The organism is Pantoea sp. C1E2, assembly GCF_056491465.1.
On sequence record NZ_JBSZHT010000002.1, the window covers coordinates 3,028,705 to 3,052,393 of the forward strand.

Below are 23,689 nucleotides of genomic sequence, written 5' to 3' on the forward strand. Positions count from 1 at the left end.
AGACAAAACGCATTTTCAGACATTCAGGTGATGAAAGCATGATGGAGTGGATCCTTGATCCGTCGCTCTGGGCAGGATTAGTGACGCTAATCGTTCTCGAGCTGGTGCTGGGTATTGATAACCTGGTTTTTATTGCCATTCTGGTGGAAAAGTTACCGCCTGCGGCGCGTGACCGTGCGCGCGTGATCGGTTTGCTGTTGGCGTTGCTGCTGCGACTGGTGTTGCTGGCCTCGCTTTCCTGGCTGGTGACCCTCACTCAACCGCTGTTTACCCTGTTCCAGCACAACTTCAGTGCGCGCGATATGATGCTGCTCTCCGGCGGGCTGTTTCTTCTTTATAAAGCCACCACGGAACTCAATAGTCGTCTGGAGGGTAGCGACGAAGAGAGCGGTCAAAGTAAGAACGGTGCTAAATTCTGGCCAGTGGTAGCGCAAATTGTGGTGCTGGATGCCATCTTCTCGCTCGATGCGGTGATCACGGCCGTCGGCATGGTGAACGAGCTGCCGGTGATGATGGCGGCGGTGACTGTCGCCATCTTGCTGATGCTGCTGGCGAGTAAGCCCCTCACACGCTTTGTGAATGGCCATCCTACCATTGTGATTCTCTGCCTGAGCTTCCTGCTGATGATTGGCTTCAGCCTGGTAGCGGAAGGCCTCGGCTTTATTATTCCGAAAGGCTATCTCTACGCGGCGATTGGTTTTTCAATATTGATCGAGATGTTTAATCAGCTGGCCTTATTTAACCGTCGCCGCTTTCTTAACGCCGGGCGCCCGCTGCGCCAGCGCACCTCAGAAGCCGTATTGCGCATTCTGCGCGGTGAAGCTCAGCGCGCCGAGCTGGACGCCGATACCGCTTCATTACTTAGCGACAGCGAGGAAGGGGCATTATTTAATCGCCAGGAGCGGCGCATGATTGCCCGCGTGCTCGGCCTGGGCCAACGGCATATCAGCAGCATCATGACGTCACGCCACGATATTGAGCACATCGACCTGAGTGAAGAACCGGCCGCAATCATGGCTAAGCTGGATAACAATCAACACACCCGCATTCTGATTACCGAACAAGGGCGGGACCCGCTCGGCGTGGTACATGTGATTGATTTGCTGCATCAGTCGCTGCACAGCCATTCGCTCGATTTACGTTCACTGGTGAAGCAGCCGCTAATCTTCCCCGAACGCCTGACCTTGTTACAGGCGCTGGAGCAGTTCCGTCACGCTCGCACCCATTTTGCCTTTGTGGTCGATGAGTTTGGATCGGTGGAAGGCGTAGTCACCCTGAGTGACCTGATGGAAACCATCGCCGGGAATCTGCCAAATGAAGGTGAGGAAATTGATGCGCGCTATGACATCCAGCCGTTACCGCACGGCGGCTGGGTGGCGAACGGACATATCCCTTTAGAGGATCTGGCAGCCTATGTGCATTTACCGCTGGATGAGAAACGCAATTACCACACGCTGGCCGGATTATTGATGGACAGTCTGCAGCACGTGCCTGAAGAGGGTGAAGAGTTACAGGTGGGGGATTATTTATTGCGTACGTTGCAGGTGGAAAATCATCGGGTACAGAAAGTGGAGATTGTGCCCACGGCAGAGTTAACACAGTAACTGCGCCGCTATACCTGATGAACACAGGCATAGCGGCGTATAGCGGGATTACGGCTGTTTCGCAGGCGCCTGCTGGCGATCCAGCCAATCGTTAAGCCGCGACTTCGCTTCACTCTGCAACTGCTGGCGCACCACATCATCAACCGGCAGTGAATACTGCAGATTGTTCCAGCCACCGTACATCCGCAACGGAATCGACTGGTCGTTGAGCAGACCCGCTAACTTATCGTCACCTTTCCAGCCGCGCAGCATCATATTAATGGTGACGTCGAGTTGCTGGTTCACCACATCAATAGTGCCTTTGGTCTGCACCGCCAGGCGGTTACTGCCACCCTGCAGATCCGGCATCACAATCTTACCCTGATTGAGGCTAATACGGCCGCTCAGCTGCTGTATCCCCTGATCGTCCGGCTCATCATTGGTTACGCTATTACTGACGCGCGCCACGGCACGGCGCACCATCTGTTGCAGATTAAGCTGGGCAAGTTGCAAATTGGTAGCCTCCAGCTCGGCGTTGCCCTGCCAGTTACGTTTCGCTTCATCCACGCTCAGGCCTGCGCCGCTGAGGTCGCCCTTCAGGGAAACGGTGCCTTGCAAACTCTCTGGCAGTTCCAACGCTTTCATTAATGGTGCAATGGCGATGTTTTCGATCTCTGGCTGCAAGGCGACTTTGGTCACCGGCTGGCGGATATCAATGCTGCCTGGAATCGAGAAGTGCCCGTCGCCAAACTTGCCCTGCAGTTTGCTCAGGGTCATCAATCCTTCCTGATTGCTGGCATCGATCTGCAGATTACTGAGCGTCAATCCGCGCCACACGCTGGAATCCGCAGTCAGGCTCAGGTTCAAATCCATCAGATTCAACGGTGAGTCAGCGTTAGTGCGCGTGCGCGGTTCAGCAATCACCGGCGTTCGCGTCACGCTGGCATGCTGCGGAGTGCTGGCGTCGTTAACGGGCGCACTGGCCATCAGATTATCGAGATTGAGTGTCGTGGCATGTAAAGCCAGATTGAGCTGCTGCGGCAGGGTTATACGCCCCTCGGCACTGCCATCCAGCGTGCTGTCATTGGCCGTCAGCTGCATCTTGTGCAGCGAGAACTGTTGTTTATCGGCGTTCCACTCACCCTGCCCGCTCAGCGCGCCTTTGATGCCCTGCGGCGGGAGGTTAGCGCCGTCCAGCGTGTAATTCATCTCATCAATCTGCCCCACCAGCCGATGCGGGTACTGCGCCACATTCATCTGGCCTTTAAGGTTGACGCTGACATTACGCTGATTGCGAGAAATACGCGTGGCGAGTTCGATGCTGGCGTTTTTGCTGGCATCCTGATCAAGGTTGAGATTGAGATTACGGAAGTTATATTCATCGCCGCCGGGTTGCTGCCAGATCAGCAGACTATCGGCGAGACGCAGTTTTGCGATATCGAATGACCAACCATTGTTACGCGTCACTACCGGTTCCGCGTCCGTGGGCGCCACCGGTGAGCCACTTAATTTCTGGGCGGCGCTGTCAGGCGTAACCCGGATCACCGCATTTTTCAGCATCACCTGGCTGACACTCAACTGGTGTGACAACAGCGGCCAGAGATTAACATCCAGGCGCATATTTTCAGCAGTAACCATCGGTTGACTGGCGCCGGGTGCGGTGAGGCTCATGCGACCGGCGAGAATGCTGAGTTGCGGCCAGACGTGCCAGCGCAGGCCACCGCTGACTTCAAGCTGATAACCGCTACGCTGCTCTACCTGCTGTACCATATAGGTACGGAAGTCGTTGGGATTGACCAGCAATACCAGTGCCGTCATGCCCGCCACGACCACCACTAACAGGATGGCCAGCGTCGTTATCACTCTTCTCATAATCCCTCATCACCGTGATTCTTCATACTGCAGCGGCGTTGGCTGCGCTCATTTACCCCAGTCATACTCAGATGCCAGCGACCGGAGATTCACTCTCTTACCGCCTTGCCGCACGTTGAATCATTTGGGCGAACTTCAGTCTTTGTCGATACGGCTGGCATCGGCACCTTGCTGACCGCGATATTTTGCATCTTCGCGGCGGTTATAAGGGCGTGCCGCCGGGCCAGACAATGGCTCAAAGCTCAATGCACCGATCAACATGCCTGGACGCAGTGCCAGAGGCAGCTTACCGGAGTTGTAGAATTCCAGCACGATGCGCCCTTGCCAGCCCGGATCGATACGGTGCGCAGTGACGTGCACCATCAAACCCAGACGCGCCAATGAAGAGCGGCCATCCAGCCAACCGACCAGATCATCCGGAATCGTGACCGACTCCAGCGTCACTGCCAGTGCTAATTCGCCCGGATGCAGGAAGAACGCTTCCCCTTCCGGCAGCACAATCTCATCGCTCATTACGCGATCCAGTGCGGCGCTAACTTCGTGTTTTGGACCACTCAAATCAATAAATGGCGCAGTGTGACCACTGAAGGTGCGGAACTGATTGCCGAGGCGCACATCCACGGTAGCGCCATTAATGCGCTCAACCGGTGGGCGCGGTTCAATCGCCAGTTTACCGTTGTCGAGCCAGGCTTCAATGTCGCGATCGCATAATCTCATCGCAGAGTCTCCATGCTTTAAGTGTAGCGAAAGGTCGCCACTGTTGTGACAACCTTCACGCGTCACGTCCATCCGGACGCAGTATTTTCAAAGATATTGGTTAATCTTGGCTTTGAGAATATCGATAGCGATGCGGTTCTTCCCGCCACGCGGCACGATAATGTCAGCGTATTGCTTGGATGGCTCGATAAACTGCAGGAACATCGGACGTACGGTCTTCTGATACTGACTCATCACCGAATCCATCGAACGGCCACGCTCATTCACATCGCGCTTCATACGACGCATCAGGCAGATATCCAGCGGGGTATCAACGAAGATGGAGAAATTCATCTCCTGACGCAGACGCGCATCGGTCAGCAACAGAATGCCTTCAAGGATAATCACTTTTTTCGGCTTGAGATGAATACAGTCACTGGTGCGCGTGTGCTCGACGTAGCTGTAAACCGGCAACTCAATATCCTGACCCGCCTTTATCGCGCGCAGATGCTGCAACAGCAGATCGTGGTCCATGGCGCTGGGATGGTCATAGTTGGTTTTCACCCTCTCTTCCATGGTGAGGTGGCTCTGATCTTTATAGTAGGCATCTTCGGGGATCACACCGATATGCTCGTCACCGACCTGGTCACGGATTTCACGATAGAGCGTGCTGGCGATAAGACTTTTTCCGGATGCGGATGCACCTGCGATGCCAACGATCACGCACTGATGAGACTTGTCAGTCATACTTTTTTAAGACCTGATAACTGGAGCCAATTGCAGCCAAAACCGCAATGGGCCGATTGAGAGGGTTAGTTGGCGGCAATTATAGGTATTTCACCGGTTTGATGCCAGAGAAATGGGCCTGCCGCTTTTCAGAATATCCCCTTTTGCAGCCAGACGCTTAATCGATACACTGTTCTCCTGCCCGAGTTGTGTTCCACTCTGGTTGACTCAATAAAGCCCAAGGAAAAATATGAGTTGGAAAACCCTGACCTATTTTGGTGACAGCATGTTGCTGATCCCGACTGCAGTGATTATCGCGCTGGTCTTGCCGTGGAAAAGCGACAACCGCCAGACCGTCTGGTATTGGCTGCTCGCTTTTGGCCTGGCGGGCCTGCTGGTCAGCCTGTCTAAAATCCTGTTTCTCGGGTTTGGCATTGGCAGCGCCAGATTTAACTTCACCGGATTCAGCGGCCACAGCGCCATGTCAGCGACGCTTTGGCCAGTAATGATGTGGCTGGTTTCAGGTCGCTTCCCGACCTTTTGGCGCACACTGACTATCGGTATTGGCTATCTGATTCCGATGATGGTCGGCTTGTCACGACTGGTGATCCACGCGCACTCCTTTAGTGAAGTGCTTACCGGCCTGATGCTGGGCTTCACGTTGAGCAGCGCCTTCCTGGTGACGCAACGCCGCACCGCATTGAAAGGTTTTAGCCTGGCGCAAGTGTGCGTTGCTCTACTGGTGCCGCTGGTATTGATGAGCCATGGCCGCGTTGCCACTACCCAGCAATTTCTTGAACGTTTTTCCGCTAACCTTGCTGGATTAGAAAAACCCTATACCCGCGCCGATCTGTTTCGTAATTAGCTTTTTTTAGTCAGGGCCAAAACTTTCATCGAATCAGGGCTAAACTAGATTCTGCGCAGACATCTGATGCAGATGTGCTAGCATGCAAAACAGAGAATGATTGGCGCATTTTTCGACCTGTAACGAATGCGCGCTGCTGGATTCGTGCATGACCCTCGAAATAGTGACCTCACAGGATAGACCGCAAAGTAAATGGCTTAATGCGCTGTTTCTGGGAGCGTTGGCCTTTTTACTGACGCTGTTTTGTCTCGAACTGATTGTCATTAGCGGACGTATTTCCCCGCTCTGGTACTCCACCGCCCTGATGACGGTGGTGGTATTTCGTGCCCCCTCAAAACATGTTCCGCTGCTGCTGCTCAGCTGTGTGATTGGCACTTCACTGGCCAATTTAATCGTCATTGGCCCGGCGCTGAGTAACCTTAAATTTGCCATCCTGAATATGGTGCAGGCCATTCTCGGCGGTTTGATGCTGCGCGCGCTGCTGGATCGCAGAAATCCCCTAAACTCGCTGCTCGATTGGGTGCGGTTTGCCGTCTGCGCCGGTTTGATTGCGCCTCTAATTGGAGGGGTAGTAGCGGTATGGATGTTGCAGGTTGGTCATCGTGCATCCTTGCCCTTCTTTTCGACCTGGGTGATCTCCGAAGTGATTGGCGTGCTGGCATTTGGGCCGGTGCTATTACTGTGGCCCAACAAGCCGCTGCGTCAGTTGATCACCCCCAGCCGCCAACTGGAAACCCTGCTGACACTGATTGTCACCCTACTCGCCAGCTACCTATCGCTGCGTTTTCTGCCGTGGCCGTTCACTTTTATTGTGGTGATCCTGTTCTGGTGCGCGGTGCGGTTACCGAAGTTCGAAGCCTTTTTACTGTTCTTTTTGAATGCCAGTTTTATCTCCATTCTGCTGGCTTTTAACTTTGTTAACCTGGCACAAACCGGCTTGTTGCTCGGCCAGGTCAGCACCTGGTTGCCATTCCTGTTAGTGCTGCTCCCCAGTCATGTGATGGCGCTGGTGATGGATGCCTTCCAGCGTGAAAAGCATCATATCAGCGAGAGTGAGACCCGCTTCCGTCATGCAATGGAGTATTCAGCGATTGGCATGGCGTTGGTGTCGCCCAATGGGGGCTGGCAGCAGGTCAATCAGTCGTTATGTCAAACACTCGGTTTCCCCGCTGACGAACTGAAGAAACTTACTTTCCAGCAGATTACCCATCCCGACGATCTCAACAGCGACCTGCTACAACTTGAGCGTCTGGTGGCGGGCGACATCATGAGCTACACCATGGAGAAGCGCTATTTTCGTAAAGATGGCGAAATCGTCTGGGCGCGTCTGACGGTATCCATGGTGCGCGATGCCGAGCACCAACCGCTCTATTTCATTTCGCAAATTATCGATATTTCTGAACTCAAACAGAGTGAGCAGGTGAATCGCCGCCTGATGGAACGTATCACGCTGGCGAACGAAGCGGGCGGCATCGGTGTGTGGGAATGGAATCTGCTGACGGGTGAAATGCTGTGGGACAAGCGCATGTACGAGCTGTTTGCGCTGGGGCCACATCAGGTACCTACCTATGACGTGTGGCTGCATCTGTTAGATCCCGCCGAACGTGAAACCGCCGCGCTGACTGTGCAGCAGGCGATTGAACGACGTAGCGCTTTCCATATGGAATACCGCGTCAATTTGCCCAGCGGCTCGCGCTATGTGCGTACCGAGGCTAACCGCATTCTCAGTCAGGATGGTCAGATTGAGCGCATGCTCGGCATCTGCCAGGACATCACGCCACTGCGCGCGCTCAATGAAGCGTTGTTCCAGGAAAAAGAGCGTATGTCGATCACCCTGGATTCAATCGGCGAGGCGGTGATCAGTACCGACGATGAGATGCGTGTGACCTTTATGAACCCGGTGGCTGAAACGCTGAGCGGCTGGTCACAGGAAAAAGCGACGGGAGTGCCTTTGACCGAGCTGTTGAATATCACGCGCGGCACCAAAGGACCGCGCGTTGAAAACCTGTTGCTATGCAATTTGCCGGGCGCAAAAACCTCACCCGACCTGGAAGAAGAGCTGGTGCTGCACACGCCGGATGGCGCGCAGGTAGAAATTCACTACAGCATCACCCCACTGAAAACCCTCACCGGCGTCAGCATCGGTGCGGTGATGGTTATTCAGGACGTCAGTGAATCACGCAAAATGATGAAGCGCCTCAGCTACAGTGCCTCGCACGATATGCTGACCCGGCTACCAAATCGCCATAGCTTTGAACAGCAATTAAAACGCATGGTGAATGATGCGGCAGCCAATCACAGTCAGCATGTGCTGGTGTTTATCGATCTGGATAAATTCAAAGCGGTGAATGACAGTGCGGGACATGCGGCGGGCGATGCCCTGCTGCGTGAACTGGCAGAGTTGATGCAAAAGCACCTACGCAGCAGCGATCTGCTAGCACGGTTAGGTGGCGATGAATTTGGCGTGCTGCTGCCCAACAGTGACGTTGACCAGGTGCGCGATGTGGTTCAGCGCATTGTCACCTCGGTTAACGAATATACCTTCCTGTGGCACGATCACCCTTATCACGTGGGCGCCAGCGCCGGTATTACGCAGATTGATCAGCACAACTGCATTAGCAATGTGGTGATGTCACAGGCGGATGTCGCTTGCTATAGCGCGAAACATGCGGGCCGTGGTCAGTATCACGTTTATCAGGAAGTTCAAATGTGATCATTGCCAGCCCGCGCTGGCTGCGCTAAAGTCGCCCCCTTTTTTCTGGCACGGGGGATAAAATGTTCATTGGATTCGATTACGGCACGGCCAACTGTTCTATCGCGGTCAGCGATAATGGTACACCGCGCCTGCTGACACTGGAGAACGGTCAGCGCCTGCTTCCCTCCATGATTTGTGCACCCACGCGCGAAGCGATCAGTGAATGGCTGCATCGCCATCACCAGGTACCAACGCCGGACACCGAAGGCACCGCGTTGCTGCAACGCGCACTGCGTTACAACCGTGAAGAAGATATCGATGTCACGCCAGGCAGCGTGCAGTTCGGTCTGACCGCGCTGAAGCAGTATATGGTGGATCCGGAAGAGGTGTGGTTTGTAAAATCACCCAAATCCTTCCTCGGTGCCAACGGCTTAAAACCACAGCAAATCGCCTTCTTCGAAGATCTGGTGTGCGCCATGATGCTGCACATTCGCCAGCAGGGTGAAAGCCAACTTGACCGCCCGATTGAGCAGGCGGTGATTGGTCGTCCGATTAACTTCCAGGGTCTCGGCGGTGAAGACGCCAACCAGCAGGCACAGGGTATTTTGCTGCGTGCGGCCAAACGTGCCGGTTTCCGCGACGTGGAGTTCCAGTTTGAACCGGTTGCGGCAGGTCTGGACTTTGAAGCAACGCTAGAGAAAGAGACGCGCGTGCTGGTGGTCGATATCGGCGGCGGTACTACTGACTGCTCAATGCTGTTGATGGGGCCAGAATGGCGCAATAAAACGGACCGTCGTGAAAGTCTGCTGGGCCACAGTGGTTGCCGCGTGGGCGGTAACGATCTGGATATTATTCTGGCGTTCAAAACCCTGATGCCGCTGCTGGGCCTTGGCGGCAATACGCAGAAAGGCACCGCTCTGCCCGCGCTGCCGTGGTGGAATGCGGTGGCGATCAATGACGTGCCGGCACAAAGCGACTTCTACTCTGCGGCCAGCGGCAAGCTGCTGCGCGATCTGATCCGTGATGCCGAGCAAGGTGACAAAGTGGCGCACCTGCTGAAAGTGTGGCAACAGAAGCTGAGCTATCGTCTGGTGCGTGCGGCAGAAGAGAGCAAGATCGCGCTGTCCGAGTTGCCGCAGACTGAAGCATCACTGGCGTTTATCGCCCAGTCATTGCAGGCGGAAATCAGTGCCACGCAACTGGAAGAAGCCATCAACCAGCCGCTGGAGCGTATCCTGGAGCAGGTGCATCTGGCACTCGCGACCTGTGAAACCAAGCCGGAAGTGATCTACCTGACCGGCGGCAGTGCTCGTTCGCCAGTGCTGCGTGCAGCACTGCAGCAAGCCTTGCCGGATACGCCAATCGCTGGTGGCGATGACTTTGGCTCGGTTACCGCCGGTCTGGCGCGCTGGGCGGAAGTGCTGTTCCGTTAACCCCGGTTTCAGGCACTCTATCGCGCACCGTTCCGGTGATCACTTTGCTGAACGATGCGCAATGCATTGTGCCGGTAATACGCGAAAAAAATGGCGGCCAATCTGGCCGCCATTTTTGTTTACTTCCGCGAATCAGAAATTAATGTTCGCCGCGATGCCGCCAACAAATGCATCTTTCACTTCACTCACTGCACCCGGTGCCACCACATACTGCAGGTTCGGACGCAGCTGCAGCCATTTGGTCAGCTGAGCGTTGTAATAGATCTCGTAGTTGTATTCCGAGCCATCCTGAATCGGCAGATAGGTTGGGCTGTTGAAATCGGTTTCGCCGTTGGCGTTGTTCTGCTCACGCAGCGAACGGGTATAGGCGCTGTTCACGTGAATGCGCGCTGCACCGACACCGATTTCATCCTGTGGACGCGCATCAAACGGTCCTTTCCAGGTAAAGCTGATGGATTGGTAGTTATCAGTTTTCGAGGTTTTATGGTCGTTCATCACCGCCTGAACCGTCACGCCTAATCCACGGCTGGCATCGCCACCTTGCGCCGTCAGCTGTTGTTGTAACAGCACATAGCCGCCGTAAGCGTGATCCTGGCTCTGATACGCGCCATCGCGCCAGCTGCCGTAGTTATCGCTGTTGGCTGACGAGTAGTAATACCCGATACGGTAGTTACCCGGTAGTTTGTCGGCACCGAAAGTCGGTTTCCAGCCCAGTTCCACCGGCACCATATTGCCTTCAGAGTTGCTGGTATCCAGACGGAAGCCATCGCCGCGATCGTAGTTAGAACTGTTCTGGTTATAGAAGCCGACCTGGAAGAACACTTCCGGCGTGATATTGAATTTCACACGGCCGCCCCACTGGGATACCGGCCAGTTAAACCAGCGGTCGCCACGCCAGTTACCCGCCTGGCCGCTACCAAAGGCCAGGTTCTGGAACTTACTGTCGAAGTTATCGAAGTCTTCACCCACGGTGACACGACCGGCTTTCAGGTTGACCGCGTCATCAAACAAGCCTTTGCTCAGCCAGAACTGCGTCAGGCGCCAGGTTTGCCCGCGACCGTACACTTCCTGCGTTGAAGAGAGCATGCCAGTGCGACGATCGGCGACCTGATCGGAGATGTTCTGCCCATTACGGTCAGTGATGGTCATCTGGAATTGCGCATCCTGCCAGTTCAGCAGTTTTTCCAGATCGAAGTTCGCGCCAAATGCCCACTGATCGCTGTAGCGCATTGACGTATTGGTATCGGCGCCGCCAGCAAGGTTTGACGCACTTTCCATAGTGTAATTGACGTCGAATTTAATGCCGTCTTTTTCCAGCTGCGTTCGGGAACCACCCCAATCGCCGAACATGTAAGGTGAGTCATAGCTGAATGCATCAGCCGCCATTGCAGATGTACTCAACATCGCAAACATCAGGGTGCCCGCTGCCAGACGGGGCATATGCTGCACTGCTTTTTTTCTGTTCATGATCATTATTCTTTTGTGATGTGACGGGAAAGGATCGAACAGAGGATAGTGCTGGCGTTATGTCAATTTTTGCAAATATGTGCGCAGTAATTGGAAGGGTGATAGTTAATTAACGCAACTGTGACAAGGGTCTATGAATGAATATCTTTTTACAGAAATGGCATTTTTTGCATGGCAAAAAAACAAAATAAAGCGGGACGCCGCAGCGTCCCGTGAAGATTACAACTTACTGGCGCTCGCCAGTTCTTCGATTTCCTGCTTACTCAGTTCTAACTCAGTGGCTTTCACCAAATCATTGATCTGCTCCAGCGAAGTCGCACTGACGATCGGTGCGGTGATGCTTGGGCGCGCAATCTGCCACGCCAGCGCCACCTGAGTCGCTGATGCATCATGCGAAGCTGCCACATCCTCCAGCGCCTCTACAATGCGTTTGCCGCGTTCGTTAAGGTACTTTTCGACGATGCCCTGCCCGCGCTTACTTTTACTGGCATCTTCCGGCTTTTTGTATTTACCGCTGAGGAAACCGCTGGCCAGCGAGTAGTAGTTAATCACGCCGAGGCCATTTTTGACCGCCACCTGCTCCAGCCCGCTCTCATAATCCTGGCGATCATACAGATTGTATTCCGGCTGCAGCGTTTCATAGCGCGCCAGCCCCTCTTTCTTACTGATATCCAGCGCTTCCTGCAGACGTTTAGCATTGTAGTTGGAGGCGCCAATCGCACGCACTTTGCCTTCTTTAATCAGCGAATCGAAAGCTTTAAGAGACTCCACCAGCGGCGTGTCTTGATCGTCGCGGTGCGCCTGATACAGGTCGATCACGTCGGTTTGCAGACGGCGCAGCGAATCTTCCACCGCCTGACGAATGTAAGCGGGTTTTAGTCCGGTTTTCTCCGGGGATAACTCCATCCCAACTTTCGTCGCCAGGACGATACTGTCGCGCTTGCCGCTCTTCTTCAGCCATTTACCGATAATGGTTTCGGATTCTCCGCCCTCATTACCCGGCGCCCAGCGCGAATACACGTCCGCGGTATCGATAAAGAACAGCCCTTTTTCCACCAGTGCATCGAGCAGTGAAAACGAGGTTTTCTCGTCGACTGTCCAGCCGAAAACGTTGCCGCCAAAAGTGAGAAGCGGAACCTGAATACCACTGTCGCCAAGCTGTCGGGTTTTCTGTTGACTCATTTTGTTCTCCTTATTGAAACGAGACATGACTGCCTTTGAGCTTAGCAAAGGAAATCGCTGCGCTTATGCGTTTTCCTGCCAAAATGTTTACGTAATATGAATACTTAGCCTGCAAGGGGAGATATTCTTAATTCCTTCAATTTTTGCCCGGCACGGGCGTCTACAATCATTTCGTTTGCGAAACGGCCATTTTGCTTTCGCATTTGGGGAATACGAAACCGCTGGAGAGCACGCAAGCAGATGAACAGTCGACTGAAAACAAGCCTGATAACACTTGTCGCGATCGCCGCGGTGGCGGGTGGATATTACTGGTGGCAGCATCCTGCGGAACCGAGTAAGCAGCCGCAAGCCGAGGGCCAGCAACATCATGGTCGTGGCGCGTCCGGGGCGAATCGTCGTCCTTTAGCACCGGTTCAGGCTGCTGCTGCAACTACCCAGAGTGTGCCCTACTATCTCAGCGGGCTTGGCACCGTGATGGCGGCCAACACCGTTACCGTGCGCAGCCGCGTTGATGGGCAGTTGATGGCGTTACACTTTCAGGAAGGACAGCAGGTTGCAGCGGGTGCGCTGCTGGCCGAAATCGATCCCCGACCTTATCAGGTCGCCTTAATTCAGGCGCAGGGCCAGCTGGCAAAAGACCAGGCCACTTTATCGAATGCACGCCGCGATCTCAGCCGTTATGAAAAGCTGGCGAAAACCTCGCTGGTCTCACAACAGGAACTGGATACGCAGCGCTCGCTGGTGAGTGAAACTCTCGGCACGATTAAAGCCGATGAGGGTAACGTTGCCAGCGCGCAGCTCAATCTCACTTATAGCCGCATTACCGCGCCGATCTCTGGTCGTGTAGGCCTGAAGCAGGTCGATGTCGGCAATTACATCACCTCCGGCGATACCACTGGCTTAGTGGTGATCACCGAAACCCATCCGATCGACGTGGTGTTCAGCGTTGCCGAGAACAATATTAGCCAGATCCTCAAAGCGCAAAAAAGCGGGCAGCCGCTGATTGTTGAGGCCTGGGATCGCAGCAATAAAACCTTGCTCACCAGCGGCACCCTGCTCAGCCTCGATAACCAAATTGATGCCACCACCGGCACCATCAAACTCAAAGCGCGATTCGATAATCAGGATGACACGCTGTTCCCTAATCAGTTTGTGAATGCGCGTCTGAAAGTCGATACGCTGCAGGATGCGGTGGTGATCCCAACGGCGGCGCTGCAAATGAGCAATGACGGTCACTTTGTCTGGGTAGTGAACAGTGACAACAAAGTGAGTAAAAAGCGCGTGACGGCCGGTTTGCAGGATAGCCAAAAAGTGGTGATCAGCGACGGGCTGGGAGCCGGTGAGCGCGTGGTCACGGATGGACTGGATCGCCTTACCGAAGGCGCCAGCGTTGAAGTGGTGTCACCGCAAAGCACCGCGACACACAGCACGCGCTCTGCACAGCCTGCCCGTGGAGAGCGTCAATAATGCAGGTGATGCCTCCTGACAGCAGCGGCGGGCCGTCGCGTCAGTTTATTCTGCGCCCGGTGGCGACCACACTGTTGATGATCGCCATTCTGCTGGCGGGTGTGCTCGGCTACCGTTTTCTGCCGGTCTCGGCACTGCCCGAAGTGGATTACCCGACGATTCAGGTGGTCACGCTCTACCCAGGCGCCAGCCCGGATGTGGTGACCTCTTCGATTACCGCCCCGCTTGAACGCCAGTTTGGCCAGATGTCAGGGCTGAAGCAGATGGCATCACAGAGTTCCGGCGGTGCCTCGGTGGTGACGTTGCAGTTCCAGCTCACGCTCTCTTTGGATGTCGCCGAGCAGGAAGTGCAGGCGGCAATCAACTCTGCCACCAATCTGTTGCCCAGTGACCTGCCCAATCCGCCGGTCTACAGCAAGGTCAATCCTGCCGATCCGCCGATCATGACGCTCGCCGTGACCACCACCAGTATGCCGCTGACGCAGGTGCAGGACATGGTGGAGACGCGCGTTGCGCAGAAAATTTCGCAGGTCACCGGCGTCGGTCTGGTGACACTGTCCGGCGGACAACGCCCAGCCGTGCGCGTGAAAATGAACACGCAGGCGCTGGCCGCATTGGGCTTAACCAGCGAGACAGTGCGTACCGCCATCACCAACGCCAACGTCAACTCCGCCAAGGGCAGCCTGGACGGCCCGACGCGCTCGATCACGCTGGCCGCCAACGATCAAATGACCTCCGCCGAGGATTACCGCAAGCTGATTATCAGCTACAACAACGGTGCGCCGGTGCGTCTTGGTGATGTCGCCACTATCGAACAAGGCGCAGAAAACAGCTGGCTTGGCGCCTGGGCTAACCGTCAGCAGGCGATTGTGCTTAACGTTCAGCGCCAGCCCGGTGCGAATATCATCGCCACCGCGGACAGCATTCGCGCGCTGCTGCCGTCACTTACCGCCACGCTGCCGAAGTCGGTGGACGTGAAATTGCTGACTGACCGCACCACCAACATCCGTGCATCGGTGGCCGATACCCAGCACGAGCTGCTGCTGGCGATTGGGCTGGTGGTGATGATTATCTATTTGTTCCTGCGTAACGTCCCGGCGACGATCATTCCCGCCGTGGCGGTCCCGCTCTCGCTGGTCGGGACGTTTGCCGCGATGTATTTCCTCGGCTTCTCGATCAACAATCTGACGCTGATGGCCCTTACCATCGCCACCGGCTTTGTGGTGGATGACGCCATCGTGGTGATCGAGAACATCTCGCGCTATATCGAAAAAGGCGAGAAGCCGATGACGGCGGCGCTGAAGGGCGCGGGCGAAATCGGCTTCACCATCATCTCCCTCACCTTCTCGCTGATTGCGGTGCTGATCCCGCTGCTGTTTATGGGTGATGTAATTGGTCGCCTGTTCCGTGAATTTGCCGTGACGCTGGCGGTGGCGATTCTGATCTCCGCCGTGGTATCGTTGACGCTCACGCCGATGATGTGCGCGCGCATGCTGAGTGCCGAGTCGCTGCGCAAACAGAACCGTTTTTCTCGCGCCAGTGAAGCGATGTTTGATCGCATCATCGCCAGCTATGGGCGTGGGTTAACGCGCGTATTGCAGCATCCGTGGATCACTTTGTCGGTGGCGCTCGGAACGCTGCTGCTGACGGTGGTGATGTGGATTGCTATCCCGAAAGGCTTCTTCCCGCAGCAGGATAACGGCATTATTCAGGGCACCTTGCAGGCGCCGCAGTCGGTGTCATACGCCAGCATGGCAGATCGCACGCGCGATGTGGCGTCGATCATCATGAAAGATCCGGCGGTGCAGAGCATGACGTCGTTTGTCGGCGTCGATGGCACCAATGCGGCACTGAACAGCGCGCGGTTGCAGATCAACCTCAAACCGCTGAGTGAGCGTGATGACCGTATTCCTGCGGTACAAAAGCGCCTGCAGCAAGAGATTGATAAAGTGCCGGGGGTGTCGTTGTGGCTGCAACCGGTGCAGGATCTGACCATTGAAACCCAGGCCAGCCGCACGCCGTATCAGTTCACGCTGCAATCGGGTTCGCTGGAATCACTCAGCACCTGGGTGCCTAAGCTACTGGAGCAGCTGAACGGTTTGCCACAGCTGCGCGATGTCAGCAGCGACTGGCAGGATCAGGGATTGGAAGCCTTTATCCGCGTCGATCGTGACAGCGCCAGCCGCCTCGGCATTACCATGGCCGATGTCGATAACGCGCTGTATAACGCTTTTGGTCAGCGGTTGATTTCCACCATTTACACCCAGGCGAATCAGTATCGCGTGGTGCTGGAGCAAAACAACGAAGCCACGCCGGGGCTCGCCAGCCTGGACGGTATTCGCCTCGCCAGCACGGACGGCGGCAGCGTGCCGCTGAGTGCCATTGCCCAGGTGGAAGAGCGTCATGCGGCGTTGAGCATCAACCACCTCGATCAGTTCCCTTCCGCCACCTTCTCGTTTGATGTTGCCGAGGGCTATTCACTGGGCGAAGCGGTCAAAGCCATCAGCGCCGCCGAAGATCAGGTGGGCATGCCCGCCGAAATGATGACGCAGTTCCAGGGCAGCACGCTGGCGTTTGAAGCGGCGCTCACCAGCACGGTGTGGCTGATTATTGCTGCAGTGGTGGCGATGTATATCGTGCTCGGCGTGCTGTATGAGAGTTTTATCCATCCGATCACCATTCTCTCGACGCTGCCGACGGCGGGCGTGGGCGCGCTGCTGGCGCTGATGCTGAGCGGCAACGAGCTGGATATCAGCGCCATCATCGGGATTATCTTGCTGATTGGTATCGTGAAGAAAAACGCCATCATGATGATCGACTTCGCGCTGGCCGCCGAGCGTGAACAAGGTATGGCACCGCGTGAAGCGATCTATCAGGCCTGTTTACTGCGTTTCCGTCCGATTCTGATGACCACCATGGCGGCGCTGCTCGGTGCCCTGCCGCTGATGCTGAGCACCGGGGTTGGCGCAGAACTGCGGCACCCGTTGGGGATTGCGATGGTCGGCGGCTTGATACTCAGCCAGATCCTGACGCTCTTCACCACGCCAGTGATCTATCTGCTGTTCGATCGCCTGGCGCACGCCACGCGCCGTCGCTTTAAGCGTTCTGAGGCGCAGCCGTGAAGTTTTTCGCGCTGTTTATACATCGGCCGGTGGCGACCACGCTGCTGACGCTGGCGATTGCGCTGGCCGGTATTCTCGGTTTCCGCCTGCTGCCGGTGGCCCCGCTGCCACAGCTGGATTTCCCGGTGATCGTGATTACCGCCTCACTGCCCGGCGCGTCGCCTGAAACCATGGCGGCCTCAGTAGCGACCCCGCTGGAGCGTTCGCTGGGGCGTATTGCCGGAGTAAGTGAGATGACCTCCACCAGCTCACTCGGCAGTACGCGTGTGATTTTGGTGTTCGATTTTGACCGCGATATCAACGGTGCAGCGCGTGACGTGCAGGCGGCGATCAACGCGGCACAAAGCCTGTTGCCCACCGGGATGCCGAGCCGCCCAACCTATCGCAAAGCCAACCCCTCGGATGCGCCAATCATGATTTTGACGCTGACCTCGGACATTTATAATCCCGGTCAGCTGTATGATTACGCCTCAACGCAACTGGCGCAGAAGCTGTCGCAGATTCAGGGCGTCGGTGATGTCACTGTCGGCGGCAGTTCGTTGCCTGCGGTGCGCGTCGATCTCAATCCACAGGCATTATTCAATCAAGGCGTGTCGCTGGATGCGGTGCGAACCGCCATCAGCAACGCCAACCAGCGCCGCCCGCAAGGGGCGATTGATGATGTGCGGCAGCGCTGGCAAGTGCGGACCAATGATGAACTACAAACCGCCAGCGTCTATCAGCCACTGGTGGTGCACTACAACAACGGTGCGGCCGTCAGGCTGAGCGATGTGGCTAACGTACAGGACTCGGTGCAGGACGTGCGTAACGCCGGGATGACCAATGGCAAACCCGCCGTGCTGCTGGTGGTGCGTAAATCGCCGGACGCTAACATCATCGAAACCGTGGATCGTATTCGCAGCGAGATGCCGCTGCTGCATGAAGTGATCCCCGCCGCCATCGATTTACAAATTGCTCAGGACCGTTCACCCACCATTCGCGCCTCGCTGCAGGAAGTCGAACAGTCATTGATGATTGCGGTGGCGCTGGTGATTCTGGTGGTGTTTGTGTTCCTGCGCGACGGCCGCGCCACACTGATCCCAGCCGCCGCCGTGCCGGTTTCGCTGATTGGCACTTTCGCCGCCATGTATCTGTGCGGTTTTAGTCTTAACAATCTGTCGCTGATGGCGCTGACTATCGCCACCGGATTTGTCGTCGATGATGCGATCGTGGTGCTGGAGAACATTGCACGCCACGTCGAAGCGGGAATGAAACCGTTGCAGGCAGCGCTGACCGGCGTGCGTGAAGTGGGCTTTACCGTGCTGTCGATGAGCCTGTCGCTGATTGCCGTGTTTCTGCCGTTGCTGATGCTGGGCGGGATTATTGGCCGCTTCTTCTCGGAATTTGCCATTACGCTATCGGTGGCGATCCTGATCTCACTGTTTATCTCCATCACCCTGACGCCGATGATGTGCGCCTACCTGCTGAAACCGCAAGAGAAGCGCAGTCAGCCGCGCACCCGCGGTTTTGCCAAAGTAATGCTCAGGGTGCAAAACGGCTACGCGCGCTCGCTGGGTTGGGTGCTGAATCACGCGATTTGGGTGCTGATGCTGCTGCTCGCCACCGTCGGGCTGACCGTATACCTGTTTAGCTCAATCCCAAAAACCTTTATGCCCGAGCAGGATACCGGACGCTTAAACGGCTTTATTTCGGCGGATCAGAGCATCTCGTTCCAGGCGATGCGCGGCAAGCTGCAGGACTTTATGAACATCATTAAGGCCGACCCGGCGGTGGATAACGTCACCGGCTTTACCGGCGGTTCGCGCACCAACAGCGGATCGATGTTCGTGTCACTTAAGCCGCTGTCGGAACGCAGTGAAAACGCCCAGGAAGTGATTGCCCGCCTGCGCACCAAGCTGGCGAAAGAGCCCGGCGCGAACCTGTATCTTAATGCGGTGCAGGATATTCGTATCGGCGGACGTGAATCGAATGCCAGCTATCAATACAGCCTGCTGTCGGACAATCTCGCTGATCTGCGTGAGTGGGAACCCAAGATTCGCCAGGCGTTTGCCGCGCTGCCAGAACTGGTGGATGTGAACTCCGATCAGCAAGACAAAGGCAGCGAAATGGATCTGACTTACGATCGGGAAAGCATGGCGCGGCTGGGCATTGAAGTTTCGACCGCCAATGCGCTGCTGAACAACGCCTTTGGTCAGCGTCAGATCTCCACCATTTATCAGCCGCTCAATCAGTACAAAGTGGTGATGGAAGTCGATCCGCGCTACACCCAGGATATCAGCGCCCTCGATCAGATGTTCGTGATCAACAGCGATGGCAAAGCGATTCCGCTGAGCTGGTTCGCCAAATGGCAGCCCGCCAATGCGCCTCTGTCAGTGAACCACGAAGGCCTGTCCGCCGCCTCGACAATCTCCTTTAACCTGCCAGAAGGCGTGTCGTTATCTCAGGCTTCGGCGGCGGTTGAACGCACCATGACCGCGCTCGGCGTGCCCTCCAGCGTGCGCGGCAGCTTTGCCGGTACCGCGCAGGTGTTCGAGCAGTCGCAATCCAATCAGCTCTATCTGATGCTGGCAGCGATTGCGGCGGTGTATATCGTGCTGGGGATTTTGTATGAGAGCTATGTGCATCCGCTGACCATTCTCTCCACCCTGCCCTCGGCGGGCGTAGGCGCGCTGCTGGCGCTGGAACTGTTTAATACGCCGTTCAGTTTGATTGCGTTGATAGGGATATTGCTGCTGATCGGTATCGTGAAGAAAAACGCCATCATGATGGTGGATTTCGCACTGGAGGCGCAGCGCAACGGCAATCTCAGCGCGCGTGACGCCATTTTCCAGGCCTGCCAGATGCGTTTCCGCCCGATTCTGATGACCACGCTGGCAGCGCTGTTTGGTGCCCTGCCGCTGGTGTTGACCAGCGGCGACGGTGCCGAACTGCGTCAGCCGCTGGGGATCACCATCGCCGGCGGTTTGGTGATGAGCCAGCTACTCACGCTCTACACCACGCCGGTGGTGTATCTGATGATGGATAAGCTGAGTCGGCGTAAAAAAGCGGCATTGATTACCGAATGACCATGCTATACACCTTTGCTACATAGCATAAAGCGAGTAAACTTTATCCAGTCACTATGAAGGAGGTTTATATGTCTCAAGGTACAGTGTTTACCAATAATCGTACGCAAAACGTGCGCATTCCTGCTGACGTGCGCTTTCCAGACAACGTGAAAAATGTCACGGTGCGTGCGGTTGGCAAAGAGCGCATTCTCACACCAATAGAAAACGCCTGGGATAGCTTTTTCCTCAATGGCCCCAGCGTAAGCGATGATTTTATGAATGAGCGTGCGTCACAGGAGCAATCCGACAGGGAAGATTTTTGATGCATCGCTATATGCTGGATACCAACATCGTTATCTATGTCATCAAACGCCGCCCGATTGAGGTTTTGGAACGCTTTAATGCCAACGTCGGCCGCATGGTCATCTCATCAATTACGCTTGCTGAACTCGTTCATGGCGCGGAGAAAAGTGCTTTTCCTGAAAGGAATCTACGCACTGTTGAAGACTTTATTTCCCGTCTGGACGTAATCAGTTACGACCAAAGGGCAGCATTTCATTACGGCTCGATTCGCGCTGACCTAGAAAAGAAAGGCACGCCCATAGGTCTGAATGATTTACACATTGCTGCACACGCGCGAAGTGAAGCGCTAACACTCATTACTAACAACCTGCGCGAATTTTCACGGGTGAACGGGTTAATCAGCGAAAACTGGCTTTAATACAACGGTAATCTTCATGAACTCGCAAAACGCCACCGTGCGCTGGCAGCTGTGGATCGTCGCCTTCGGCTTCTTTATGCAGGCGCTGGACACCACTATCGTCAACACAGCCATCCCTTCGATGGCACGCGACCTCAACGTCAGCCCGCTCAATATGCACTCGGTGATTGTGTCGTACGTATTAACCGTGGCCATCACACTGCCGATCAGCGGCTGGCTGGCGGATCGCTTCGGCGTGCGTAACATCTTCTTCTGCGCCATTGTGCTGTTCAGTATCGGTTCGCTGCTGTGCGCCTTCTCCACCTCGCTCGATCAACTGGTGATGGCGCGCGTGGTGCAAGGCGTCGGCGGCGCGATGATGGTACCGGTGGGGCGTTTGACGGTGATGAAGATCGTGCCGCGCGAGCAGTACATGTCGGCGATGACTTTTGTTACCACGCCGGGGCAAATCGGCCCGCTGCTCGGTCCGGCGCTGGGCGGGATTTTGGTGCAGTACGCAAGCTGGCACTGGATCTTCCTGATCAATATTCCGGTGGGGATTATCGGTGCCATCGCCACGCTGACGCTAATGCCGAACTACACCATGCAGACCAAACGCTTTGATTTCCTCGGCTTTGTGCTGCTGGCAGTTGGCATGGCAACGTTGACGCTGGCGCTCGACGGTCAGCGCAGCACCGGCGGCTCCCCGCTGCTGCTTGGCGCACTGATTCTGGTCGGGGTGTTCTCCCTGCTGTTCTACCTGATGCACGGCCGTAACAACGACAACGCGCTGTTTAGCCTCAAGCTTTTCGATAACCGTATTTACTCGATTGGCCTGCTCGGCAGCTTCACGGGGCGCATCGGCAGCGGCATGCTGCCCTTTATGACGCCGATCTTTTTGCAGGTGGGTCTCGGTTACAGCCCGTTCCACGCCGGTTTAATGATGATTCCGATGGTGCTCGGCAATATGGGCACCAAACGCGTGGTGGTGCGCATCGTTAACCTGTTTGGCTATCGCAATGCGCTGGTCGGGGCGACTGTCGCGCTGGCGCTGGTGGTGTTGCTGTTCCCGGCCGTGGCGCTGCTCGGCTGGGTGTGGATGCTGCCGGTGGTCCTGCTATTGCAGGGGATGGTGAACGCTATCCGCTTCTCCTCGATGAATACCTTAACGTTGAAAGAGTTGCCGGATGATCTGGCATCGAGCGGCAACAGCCTGCTCTCGATGATCATGCAGCTGTCGATGAGTATTGGCGTCACGGTGGCAGGATTGCTGCTGGGGTCGTTCGCACACGGTGCCGTGACGAATAGCGCCGCTGCGCATCAAACCTTTATTTATACCTACCTGTGCATGGCGTTAGTGATTGTGTTGCCGGCACTGGTGTTTTGGCGCGTACCCAAGGATGTCAGCAAGAACGTTGATCTCAGAGGCAGGAGAAAAGCATGAAGCAGCCGTTAAAACTCGGCATCGGCGCCAAGCTGTTTATGGCGATCTTTTCCACCTGCATGCTGGTCATTATCACCATGCACTGGGGGGTGCGCCTCAGCTTTGAGCATGGCTTTGTCGATTACATCAAGAAAGGCAATGAACAGCGTTTAACCCTGCTGAGCGATGCGCTGGCGGATCAGTACGAGCAGCACGGTGACTGGGATTTTCTGCGTAACAACGATCGGCTGATTTTCACCATTCTGCGTTCCATGGAGCAAAATCCCGGGAGCAGTACGCAGTTGCCGCCACACGGCTGGCGCACTCAGTTCTGGATTATCGATCAGCAGTATAAAGTGCTGTCCGGGCCGCACTCGCCGGTGCCGCCGGAAGGTACGCGGCGCAACATCACCACCAGCACTGGCAAAGTGGTGGGTTGGGTGATCGCTTCGCCCGCTGAGCGGCTGACGCGCAGCACTGACATCAACTTTGATCTGCAGCAGCGGCGAACCAGCTGGATGATCGTCACCCTCACCACGCTGCTGGCGGCGCTGGTCACCTGGCTGCTGGCGCGCGGCCTGCTGGCACCGGTGAAACGGCTGGTAGACGGCACCCATGAACTGGCGGCAGGCAAATTTTCCTCGCGGGTGGAAGTGGGTAGCAGTGATGAAATTGGCCAGCTGGCGCGCGACTTTAACCAGCTCGCCAGTTCGCTGGAAAAAAATGAAAGCAACCGTCGTGCCTTTATGGCCGATATCTCCCATGAGCTGCGTACGCCGCTGGCAATTTTGCGCGGTGAGCTGGAAGCAATGCAGGATGGCGTGCGCAAGCTGACGCCGGAGGCTATCACTTCACTGCAGAGCGAAGTGGTGGTACTGACCAAACTGGTAGACGACCTGCACCAGCTGTCGTTGTCTGATGCCGGTGCCCTCGCCTATCGCAAGCAGCCCGTGGACTTAGTGAATTTGCTGGAAGTAGTGGCCGGCAGTTTTGGCGAACGCTATCGCAGCCGTGACCTGAAGTTAAATCTGGCGCTACCGGTAAAAGCCGAAAGCTTTGGCGATCCGGATCGTTTGATGCAGTTGTTCACCAATCTGCTGGAGAATAGCCTGCGTTATACCGATGCCGGTGGCGAAGTGCGGGTCAGTGTGCAGCAAAACGCTGAATACTGGCAGTTACGCTTTACAGACAGCGCACCAGGCGTGGACGCTGAACATCAGGCACATCTTTTTGAGCGTTTTTTCCGTGCGGAAAGTTCACGTAATCGTGCCAGCGGCGGCTCTGGATTGGGCCTGGCGATCTGTAAAAACATTGTTGAAGCACATAGCGGCAGCATTTCTGCGGAGCACTCTGATTTAGGTGGACTGCAAATCGCGCTAAACTTGCCGTATGTTCCTCACCAGAAATAGCT

16 protein-coding genes are annotated in these 23,689 nt (G+C 55.8%); 11 read left to right on the top strand and 5 right to left on the bottom strand.

Annotated features, from left to right (window positions below):
- Positions 1–38: 38 nt before the first annotated feature.
- Positions 39–1,604 (top strand): TerC family protein, encoded by a 1,566-nt coding sequence (locus ACXI0A_RS14540; protein ID WP_476148093.1) that lies wholly within the window; start codon positions 39–41, stop codon positions 1,602–1,604.
- A 48-nt stretch (positions 1,605–1,652) separates the two neighbouring features.
- Here the strand turns inward: ACXI0A_RS14540 and asmA are convergent, their stop codons facing one another.
- The 3 genes from asmA to udk form a co-directional block, all read right to left on the bottom strand.
- The gene (gene asmA, locus ACXI0A_RS14545; protein WP_476148091.1) at positions 1,653–3,455 is read right to left on the bottom strand and encodes an outer membrane assembly protein AsmA; all 1,803 of its coding nucleotides are present in this window, start codon (positions 3,453–3,455) and stop codon (positions 1,653–1,655) included.
- A gap of 135 nt (positions 3,456–3,590) precedes the next feature.
- The gene (gene dcd / locus ACXI0A_RS14550; RefSeq protein ID WP_084935026.1) at positions 3,591–4,172 is read right to left on the bottom strand and encodes a dCTP deaminase; all 582 of its coding nucleotides are present in this window, start codon (positions 4,170–4,172) and stop codon (positions 3,591–3,593) included.
- An 87-nt stretch (positions 4,173–4,259) separates the two neighbouring features.
- Positions 4,260–4,898 (bottom strand): uridine kinase, encoded by a 639-nt coding sequence (udk, locus tag ACXI0A_RS14555; RefSeq protein WP_007888949.1) that lies wholly within the window; start codon positions 4,896–4,898, stop codon positions 4,260–4,262.
- 229 nt (positions 4,899–5,127) lie between these two features.
- Here udk and ACXI0A_RS14560 point away from each other — a divergent pair, with 229 nt between their 5' ends.
- The 3 genes from ACXI0A_RS14560 to yegD all read left to right on the top strand — a co-directional run bounded on the left by ACXI0A_RS14560 (position 5,128) and on the right by yegD (position 9,870).
- Positions 5,128–5,742 (top strand): phosphatase PAP2 family protein, encoded by a 615-nt coding sequence (locus tag ACXI0A_RS14560; RefSeq protein WP_224931291.1) that lies wholly within the window; start codon positions 5,128–5,130, stop codon positions 5,740–5,742.
- A 148-nt stretch (positions 5,743–5,890) separates the two neighbouring features.
- Positions 5,891–8,455: a diguanylate cyclase gene (locus ACXI0A_RS14565; RefSeq protein ID WP_476148088.1), complete on the top strand. Its 2,565-nt coding sequence runs from the start codon at positions 5,891–5,893 to the stop codon at positions 8,453–8,455.
- 62 nt (positions 8,456–8,517) lie between these two features.
- On the top strand, positions 8,518–9,870 hold the full coding sequence (gene yegD / locus ACXI0A_RS14570; protein ID WP_476148086.1) for a molecular chaperone: 1,353 nt from the start codon (positions 8,518–8,520) through the stop codon (positions 9,868–9,870).
- A gap of 132 nt (positions 9,871–10,002) precedes the next feature.
- On the opposite strand, the gene ACXI0A_RS14575 is transcribed toward yegD, so the two are convergent.
- Together ACXI0A_RS14575 and ACXI0A_RS14580 are read right to left on the bottom strand one after the other, a co-directional pair.
- Positions 10,003–11,343, bottom strand: coding sequence for a carbohydrate porin (locus ACXI0A_RS14575; protein WP_476148084.1), 1,341 nt, complete (start codon positions 11,341–11,343; stop codon positions 10,003–10,005).
- 213 nt (positions 11,344–11,556) lie between these two features.
- Positions 11,557–12,519 (bottom strand): aldo/keto reductase, encoded by a 963-nt coding sequence (locus ACXI0A_RS14580; protein ID WP_224931285.1) that lies wholly within the window; start codon positions 12,517–12,519, stop codon positions 11,557–11,559.
- Positions 12,520–12,759: 240 nt separating this feature from the next.
- Here ACXI0A_RS14580 and ACXI0A_RS14585 point away from each other — a divergent pair, with 240 nt between their 5' ends.
- From ACXI0A_RS14585 to baeS, 7 genes are all read left to right on the top strand, one after another.
- Positions 12,760–13,986, top strand: coding sequence for an MdtA/MuxA family multidrug efflux RND transporter periplasmic adaptor subunit (locus ACXI0A_RS14585; RefSeq protein WP_476148082.1), 1,227 nt, complete (start codon positions 12,760–12,762; stop codon positions 13,984–13,986).
- The gene (locus ACXI0A_RS14590) at positions 13,986–17,108 is read left to right on the top strand and encodes an MdtB/MuxB family multidrug efflux RND transporter permease subunit (RefSeq protein WP_476148080.1); all 3,123 of its coding nucleotides are present in this window, start codon (positions 13,986–13,988) and stop codon (positions 17,106–17,108) included. The genes ACXI0A_RS14585 and ACXI0A_RS14590 overlap by 1 nt, the downstream gene beginning before the upstream one ends.
- Entirely contained in the window at positions 17,105–20,173 is a 3,069-nt protein-coding gene (mdtC, locus tag ACXI0A_RS14595) for a multidrug efflux RND transporter permease subunit MdtC (protein ID WP_476148078.1), read from the top strand. Before ACXI0A_RS14590 ends, mdtC begins: the two co-directional genes overlap by 4 nt.
- Positions 20,174–20,244: 71 nt before the next feature.
- Positions 20,245–20,478: a type II toxin-antitoxin system VapB family antitoxin gene (vapB, locus tag ACXI0A_RS14600; protein WP_224931277.1), complete on the top strand. Its 234-nt coding sequence runs from the start codon at positions 20,245–20,247 to the stop codon at positions 20,476–20,478.
- Complete coding sequence (vapC, locus tag ACXI0A_RS14605; protein ID WP_476148076.1) at positions 20,478–20,876, top strand: type II toxin-antitoxin system tRNA(fMet)-specific endonuclease VapC; 399 nt, start codon at positions 20,478–20,480, stop codon at positions 20,874–20,876. Before vapB ends, vapC begins: the two co-directional genes overlap by 1 nt.
- A 16-nt stretch (positions 20,877–20,892) precedes the next feature.
- The gene (mdtD, locus tag ACXI0A_RS14610) at positions 20,893–22,299 is read left to right on the top strand and encodes a multidrug transporter subunit MdtD (RefSeq protein ID WP_476148075.1); all 1,407 of its coding nucleotides are present in this window, start codon (positions 20,893–20,895) and stop codon (positions 22,297–22,299) included.
- Positions 22,296–23,687 carry an envelope stress sensor histidine kinase BaeS gene (gene baeS / locus ACXI0A_RS14615; protein WP_476148074.1) on the top strand — a complete coding sequence of 464 codons (1,392 nt, stop codon included), beginning with the start codon at positions 22,296–22,298 and terminating at the stop codon, positions 23,685–23,687. Before mdtD ends, baeS begins: the two co-directional genes overlap by 4 nt.
- Positions 23,688–23,689 lie beyond the last annotated feature (2 nt).

Excerpts from the sequence above, each read along its gene's own strand:
- ACXI0A_RS14540 (WP_476148093.1), top strand. The coding sequence starts at position 39 with ATGATGGAGTGGATCCTTGATCCGTCGCTCTGGGCAGGATTAGTGACG.
- asmA (WP_476148091.1), bottom strand. The coding sequence starts at position 3,455 with ATGAGAAGAGTGATAACGACGCTGGCCATCCTGTTAGTGGTGGTCGTG.
- dcd (WP_084935026.1), bottom strand. The coding sequence starts at position 4,172 with ATGAGATTATGCGATCGCGACATTGAAGCCTGGCTCGACAACGGTAAA.
- udk (WP_007888949.1), bottom strand. The coding sequence starts at position 4,898 with ATGACTGACAAGTCTCATCAGTGCGTGATCGTTGGCATCGCAGGTGCA.
- ACXI0A_RS14560 (WP_224931291.1), top strand. The coding sequence starts at position 5,128 with ATGAGTTGGAAAACCCTGACCTATTTTGGTGACAGCATGTTGCTGATC.
- ACXI0A_RS14565 (WP_476148088.1), top strand. The coding sequence starts at position 5,891 with ATGACCCTCGAAATAGTGACCTCACAGGATAGACCGCAAAGTAAATGG.
- yegD (WP_476148086.1), top strand. The coding sequence starts at position 8,518 with ATGTTCATTGGATTCGATTACGGCACGGCCAACTGTTCTATCGCGGTC.
- ACXI0A_RS14575 (WP_476148084.1), bottom strand. The coding sequence starts at position 11,343 with ATGATCATGAACAGAAAAAAAGCAGTGCAGCATATGCCCCGTCTGGCA.
- ACXI0A_RS14580 (WP_224931285.1), bottom strand. The coding sequence starts at position 12,519 with ATGAGTCAACAGAAAACCCGACAGCTTGGCGACAGTGGTATTCAGGTT.
- ACXI0A_RS14585 (WP_476148082.1), top strand. The coding sequence starts at position 12,760 with ATGAACAGTCGACTGAAAACAAGCCTGATAACACTTGTCGCGATCGCC.
- ACXI0A_RS14590 (WP_476148080.1), top strand. The coding sequence starts at position 13,986 with ATGCAGGTGATGCCTCCTGACAGCAGCGGCGGGCCGTCGCGTCAGTTT.
- vapB (WP_224931277.1), top strand. The coding sequence starts at position 20,245 with ATGTCTCAAGGTACAGTGTTTACCAATAATCGTACGCAAAACGTGCGC.
- vapC (WP_476148076.1), top strand. The coding sequence starts at position 20,478 with ATGCATCGCTATATGCTGGATACCAACATCGTTATCTATGTCATCAAA.
- mdtD (WP_476148075.1), top strand. The coding sequence starts at position 20,893 with ATGAACTCGCAAAACGCCACCGTGCGCTGGCAGCTGTGGATCGTCGCC.
- baeS (WP_476148074.1), top strand. The coding sequence starts at position 22,296 with ATGAAGCAGCCGTTAAAACTCGGCATCGGCGCCAAGCTGTTTATGGCG.